The organism is Marinilactibacillus piezotolerans, assembly GCF_900114235.1.
Taxonomy (GTDB): Bacteria; Bacillota; Bacilli; order Lactobacillales; family Carnobacteriaceae_A; genus Marinilactibacillus; species Marinilactibacillus piezotolerans.
Genome location: NZ_FOSJ01000079.1, coordinates 1 through 6,351 on the forward strand (window position 1 = coordinate 1; position 6,351 = coordinate 6,351).

Below are 6,351 nucleotides of genomic sequence, written 5' to 3' on the forward strand. Positions count from 1 at the left end.
TAAAAAAACAGGCAAACCAACCGATAAACTGAAATCTAATAACTCTTCCACTTCTTTTGTTGGTTCATCTTCAAGAATACGTTGAACAAAAGTTGTAAAGGCCACTTGTTCACCATGTGGAAATAATTATGAGGACCATTTAGAACCGTTAACCATTATAAATAGCATGAGCTGCAGCAAGTCCCCCTAATTCGAAACCTAAACCGACGATGACGTCTGCTCCTTTTTCTTTTGCTAGCTTTTTAAGGCGGTCGGCTTCTTCTCGTGTTGCTTCCTTACCAAAGTCAGCTAAGTGTTATATGACTACAAAATGTTTAGAAGTTTGATCCAACTTATCTTGAAAACGATTGATATCATAAGGATTCCCAATAACTAATACTGACTCACTTAAAGATTTAATGTAGAACCCTAAATTTAACAACTCATTTTCACCTTGGACATATTTTGATGGACTAATAAATGGTTTTCTCCATTCTATTCCCCCTATTTTTGAAATAAAACGTCTTTAAAAATTAATTGCTAAAATATTCACCAAATAATTAAAGCGCTTTATTTTTTTATAAAATCAGTTTATTAAGTAAACGTTATCAACTAAACAGACAAAAGAAAGACTTTATCGCTTCAATTATTTTTAGTATGATGTATAATCAACTGTAAGAGAATATTAAAGCTAATCTGTTGTCAAAGGAGTTAAGAAATATGACCCAAAATAACACAACTAAGGAAATCATTTCTTATTCTTTCAAAAAACTAACTTGCGAAAAGGCTATCGACAAGATATCGATAACGAATATAATGGTTCAAACCGAGTACCGTCGCCAAACTTTTTATGACCATTTTGATGACAAGTATGATTTAATTACTTGGATTTTCTCCTATGAGGTTTCTGGATCAATTAATTTGATTTCTATTTGGGAAAACCGAGAGGATATATTATTCTATTTATTAACGTATCTTGAAGAAAATAAAGTCTACTATAAGCGAATTTTTTCTAATACACAGTTAGATTCTTTTAAAGATTATTTTATTTATTACATAAAAAAAGAAGTCCAAACAATTATGAAAGACTATTATAAAAACCATGTTCATTCAGTCTATAATCAAAATTCTATGGAGATAACTACTGAATTTTATACGTATGGTTTGTCTGAGATGCTCTACCGTTGGGTGCTTAAGGACTGTGTTCCTCAAAGTAATCACTTTCATGAATTACTTATTAAAACAATTCATAATAAGTTTTAATTTAAAAAAAGGTTAGATTTAAGACGATTTTTCTATGTAATATACTTAAGGAGATGGTTGCTGATGGCAGAATATATTTTATCTATCGACCAAGGAACAACGACAACGCGTGCTATTATCATTGATCGTCAAGGAAATTACATTAATACCGCATCTCAAAAGTTTGAGCAACATATACCAAAGGCTGGCTGGGTAGAACAAGACCCACTTGTCATTTGGCAATCTGTTTGTAAGGTTATCGATAATGTTATGGAACATTCAGGAGTATCCTTTAGTCAGATTAAAGGAATTGGGATAACCAACCAACGTGAAACAACTATTGTATGGGACCGTAAAACGGGTCACCCCATACACAATGCCGTTGTTTGGAGTTCTAATCAGTCATTAGCAATTGTGAATCAACTAAAAGAAGAAAAAATTGAAGAATACATCCACGAGAAAACAGGATTGGTTCTAAGCCCTTATTTTTCTGCTAGTAAAATAAGGTGGATTCTTGATCATCATCCTGGCTCACAAAAACGAGCAGAAAATGGAGAGTTAGCTTTCGGTACAGTTGATAGTTGGATTATTTGGAATCTAACGAATAGTAAAATTCATTCAACTGATCATACAAATGCTTCTAGAACGATGCTCTTCAACATCCATACTTTAGAATGGGACGAATATTTACTAAATCTGTTTCATATTCCTAAAAGTATGTTGCCAAAGGTTTATCCTAGTTCTCATGTATATGGCCTAACGGATATAGATTTATTTAGCGAAGTAAATATCCCTATTTCTGGCGTGGCTGGGAATCAACAGGCTGCTTTATTTGGCCAGTTAGCCTTTCAACCAGGCCAAGTAAAAAGTACCTATGGGCAAGGAACTTTTATTGTTATGAATACAGGTTTCGAACCAAAATTATCCAAACACAGATTACTTACGACAATCGGTTATTCTATTGGTTCGAAGGTAACTTACGCTCTTGAGGGTTCAGCACTTATTTCAGGTAGTGCAATAGAATGGTTAAAAGATGGATTAAATTTATTCGATTCGATGGATGATTCAGAATTATTGGCGCTTGAAGCGGAGATTAATTCCAGCGTTTATGTACTCCCGACCTTTCGAGGTATTGGCGCACCTTATTGGGATTCATCAGCACGTGGAGCTGTCCTAGGGATCGATGAATCCACCAGCCGCCGAGAATTAGTCCGTGCTACTCTAGAATCACTCGCCTATCAAGTTAGTGACATTATTGAATTAATGGAACTAGATACTGATATTCTAGTTGATATTCTTCACGTTGATGGAGGAGCTGCACAAAATAACTTATTGATTCAATTTCAAGCAGATATCCTAGGAAAAACTGTTAGACGAATTGAACGTTTAGAAACAACAAGTTTGGGTGCTGCCTATCTGGCTGGATTAGCGGTTGATTATTGGCGAGACCAAAATGAATTAACTGCCTTAGTATCTGAAAAAGAACAATTTGAACCACATATGACTGATAAAGAACGACAAGAAAGATTACATGGTTGGCATAGCGCTGTAAAAGCTATTCTTTATTACGCTAAATTACTACATGGGCAAGTTTAATAAAATACAAGGTCTTTATTTTGTTAAGCAGCTACCTTATTCTAAAGTTCTGTATTTGAGATTATTTAACTAAGATAGTTTTTTTCTTATAAAACAATAAGTACGCTACGTGTATAAATTCACTTTATGAAAAACGTAGTATAATAGTTATTGAAGATAACGAAAATTCGTCTTCTTAACGGCGTTTTTCCGAACCCGTTCATAAAACTGAATGATTTCATCTCTTAAGAAAAACCAACTATACCTTTGAGTATGTAAATAAACTTATACTTTTATGCAGATTAAATCTGTTATCTTCTACGCTTTTATTATATAATGAGTGTGGAATAGTTATGTTCAAGCTGATTCATCAACGAAACTAATATTTCGTTTTTTCTTCTTTTAGGTAAAGCTAAAGCTTTTTGATAAGATTCTGCAATTAAATCTAAGTCTGCCTGAGCCATTTTTATCCCTATTTTCTTATAAATTATTATTTATCCTGGATTATTCATACTTTTTATGAAATGTATTGAGAACAGTTACATGCCGACCTTAAGCACGATTTTGATTTTTCACCATAGGTGAAAAATCGGAATGCTTGTAAGTTTCGGTACTACAACATTTTTAAGTACTAAGGATAGATTATATGAATAATCCAGGTTTATTGTATTATTTATATAAAAAAATCACTAGTGTTGTAACGTGTATTTTCTCTTATAGCATGTCAAAGTACTTTTACTAATATCAGTCATTTTCTCTACTTCTGTATAAGAATTTTCTCCAAGTAGCTGCATTGCAAAGCTAACTGTTGTTTCGAATATTTTTTTGGTCTCTCTTCCTTAAATTAGGCTCTTCGTCAAATGGTGTGGATGAGCTAAATTTAGTTAAAATAAAATGGTTCTACGTCAAACAACGTTGGTAGAGAATAAAGTCAAACAGTAATAAATTTTGGTTCTATAATAAATGACGTTGGTAATTTCTCACCAACGTCATTTATTATAGAACCATTATCTAAAAAAAGGGGTAAATAAGTTATTAAAACTTTACTTTTTCTTGGTCTTTTACTGGAATCGAGGTACTACTCCTTAAAACGCAACAAGTTTTAAATTACGTTGCGTTATTTTGCTTTAAATTAAGTATACAAAGAAAACCTTAAATGTAAAAGGTTTTGGACGCAACAATATTATAGATTGTTGCGTTTTTTGCATTTCTCTCGTAAATTATTAAAACGGTAAAAAAAGTAACAGTAAGAAAAAAATTTACAAATATAAATTCTTTTCTCTTGCCTTAAAGTGAACTTCATAGTTTATGATAGAGTTAAAGATGAATGGAGGAATAGACTTGAAGAAAACAGTTTATCTAGTAAGACATGGACAAACTTTTTTTAACAAAATGAAAAAGATACAAGGATGGTCTGATTCACCACTTACTGAAATTGGAATAAAACAAGCCGAAATTGCAAAAGACTATTTTTCAACCAATCAGATTACATTCGATTCCGCTTATTCTTCTACGTCGGAAAGAGCTTGTGATACATTAGAAATCTTAACAGATCAACCTTACAAAAGAGTTAAAGGACTAAAAGAGTGGAATTTTGGGATATTAGAAGCAGAACATGAGTATTTAAATCCTCCGTTACCTTACGGTGATTTTTTTGTACCTTATGGTGGGGAAGGAGAAGAAGCTTTTAAAAAAAGAATAGCTGATACGCTTATGGATCTTGTGCAAAAAGATATAGGAAAAAATATATTGGCCGTATCACATGGAGCTTCTTGTAGACAGTTTATGAGACATTGGGCGCACGAAAGCAGCGTTGATCAGGAAGCGCCACTTGCCAATTGCTGTATTTTAATATTTGAATTCGAAAATGATATTTTTAGATTAAAAAAGATTGTAAATCATGATTATACTGATCTAGGTCTATAAGTTAACGGTAGTAATAAAAATAAAATTTAAGTAGAGTAGGTGGGAAATTTGAAGTCTATTAAAGAAGTGGCAGACATGTTTGGAATCACAACAGATACAATACGCTACTACGAACAGGTAGGCGTTATACCAACAATAACCAGAGGAGAAAATGGCTATCGGCAATTCACCACCCAAGATATAAATTGGGTGTTCTTGGCAAAAAGTTTACGTAGTGCTGGGGTGTCCATTGAATCTCTTATACAATTTACGTTGCTTTCTCAAGTAGAAGGAGACGAAAGGTTAGCTCAAAAAGATATATTAAAAGAACAATTAGTTGAAGTAGATTCAAAACTAGAAGAAATGATGAGCGTTCGTAACCTACTTCAATATAAGATCGATACGTATGACGAACATATAGCACGTATAAATGAAGAGTTTAAAAGTAACGAAAGAGTAGAAGAGTTATGGAATCAATCTTTTCGGGTAAAAAACTAATAAACGACTATATAACGTATATAACGAAAAATCGCTTTACCTTTGAAAAGCTATAAGAGGAGATCTGATCGATGAACAACGTTATGGAAATATCTGAAAAAATTTGGAAAAGCTTAAAAGAAATTGATTCGGATACTTTAATGGATTTGGTGCACTCCAATGCGGTTTTTGTGCACATGGGCGTTACTTTATCAAGAGATGAAGAGATCAACATTATAAAATCTAGGGAAATCATTTACAAACATGTAGCATTTGAAGAAAAAACGATTCACGAATTTGATACGACAGTTATTTTGTTAAATAAAGTAAAATTAACAGCTATTGTAAGTGGAAATGAAGTGATCAATCCCTTTGTAGTAACAGAAATCTATACGAAGATAAATGAAGAATTGAAACTTGCTTCTTTTTCTTATACCAGAATCAACTATTAGTAGATCAGCTATATCAAAAAGAAAAAAACAGGTTAAAAGAGTTGCTTTGAAGTTAACTCTAAGGTGTATAGTGAAAATGTAGTCAAAAATAACTAATTTAAATGGAGGAATTTTATATGAAAACTGTAAAACTAGCCAATGGTGTAGAAGTACCGATTTTAGGATTTGGGACGTTTCAAATCACAGATCCACAAGAAGCTGAGAAAGCCGTAAAAGACGCGATCAAAGCAGGTTATCGTCATATTGATACTGCACAAAGCTATATGAATGAAGAAGCCGTTGGTAAAGGAATCGCTCATTCGGACGTGCCTCGTGAAGAGCTTTTTGTAACGACAAAAGTATGGGTAGATAACGTTAACTATGATGGGGTTGGTATGTCAACACTTTTTTGAACAAAAATTATAAGGTGTAAAAGATGTTTGAGTTTACTTCAACCTCTTTAACTGAATGTAAGGCTAGTTTTGACCGGCTGATGGACAACGGACTTGCAGACTTTAATTTCAACCTGTTCCTGTTCCCAACTTTTTCGATAATCGATAGGAGATTCATAGTTTAATGATCCATGTGGGCGAAAATGATTCCACCAATAGACGTAGTCCATAAGTTGAACTTGCAGTTCATAGAGTGTATGGAATGTGTTGTCATAGACAAATTCAAACTTAAATGATTTATACGTGGACTCCGCTACGGCATTGTCGTAAGGATTCCCTTTTCTACTTAA

Annotated in this window: 7 protein-coding genes and 1 pseudogene; 6 read left to right on the plus strand and 2 right to left on the minus strand. The window is 33.0% G+C overall.

Translation table 11 applies throughout. The features are described 5' to 3' along the window. Positions 1-699: 699 nt before the first annotated feature. Positions 700-1,242 carry a TetR/AcrR family transcriptional regulator C-terminal domain-containing protein gene (locus BM212_RS11675; RefSeq protein WP_072693684.1) on the plus strand — a complete coding sequence of 181 codons (543 nt, stop codon included), beginning with the start codon at positions 700-702 and terminating at the stop codon, positions 1,240-1,242. A gap of 63 nt (positions 1,243-1,305) precedes the next feature. Beyond that, on the plus strand, positions 1,306-2,817 hold the full coding sequence (gene glpK / locus BM212_RS11680) for a glycerol kinase GlpK (RefSeq protein WP_072693685.1): 1,512 nt from the start codon (positions 1,306-1,308) through the stop codon (positions 2,815-2,817). Positions 2,818-3,125: 308 nt separating this feature from the next. Here the strand turns inward: glpK and BM212_RS12940 are convergent, their stop codons facing one another. Beyond that, positions 3,126-3,260: a hypothetical protein gene (locus tag BM212_RS12940; protein ID WP_257786581.1), complete on the minus strand. Its 135-nt coding sequence runs from the start codon at positions 3,258-3,260 to the stop codon at positions 3,126-3,128. Between the two features lie 877 nt (positions 3,261-4,137). Here BM212_RS12940 and BM212_RS11690 point away from each other — a divergent pair. The 4 genes and pseudogenes from BM212_RS11690 to BM212_RS11705 all read left to right on the plus strand — a co-directional run. Continuing rightward, entirely contained in the window at positions 4,138-4,722 is a 585-nt protein-coding gene (locus BM212_RS11690; protein WP_072693686.1) for a histidine phosphatase family protein, read from the plus strand. A 48-nt stretch (positions 4,723-4,770) separates the two neighbouring features. Then, positions 4,771-5,199 (plus strand): MerR family transcriptional regulator, encoded by a 429-nt coding sequence (locus BM212_RS11695; RefSeq protein ID WP_072693687.1) that lies wholly within the window; start codon positions 4,771-4,773, stop codon positions 5,197-5,199. A 71-nt stretch (positions 5,200-5,270) separates the two neighbouring features. Further along, positions 5,271-5,630, plus strand: coding sequence for a nuclear transport factor 2 family protein (locus BM212_RS11700; RefSeq protein ID WP_072693688.1), 360 nt, complete (start codon positions 5,271-5,273; stop codon positions 5,628-5,630). Between the two features lie 116 nt (positions 5,631-5,746). Then, a pseudogene (locus BM212_RS11705) lies at positions 5,747-5,995 on the plus strand (aldo/keto reductase); the annotation flags it as partial. Positions 5,996-6,069: 74 nt separating this feature from the next. Here the strand turns inward: BM212_RS11705 and BM212_RS11710 are convergent. Further along, positions 6,070-6,351, minus strand: a 282-nt coding sequence (locus BM212_RS11710; RefSeq protein WP_143744955.1) for an IS3 family transposase, incomplete at its 5' end; no start/stop codon positions are given.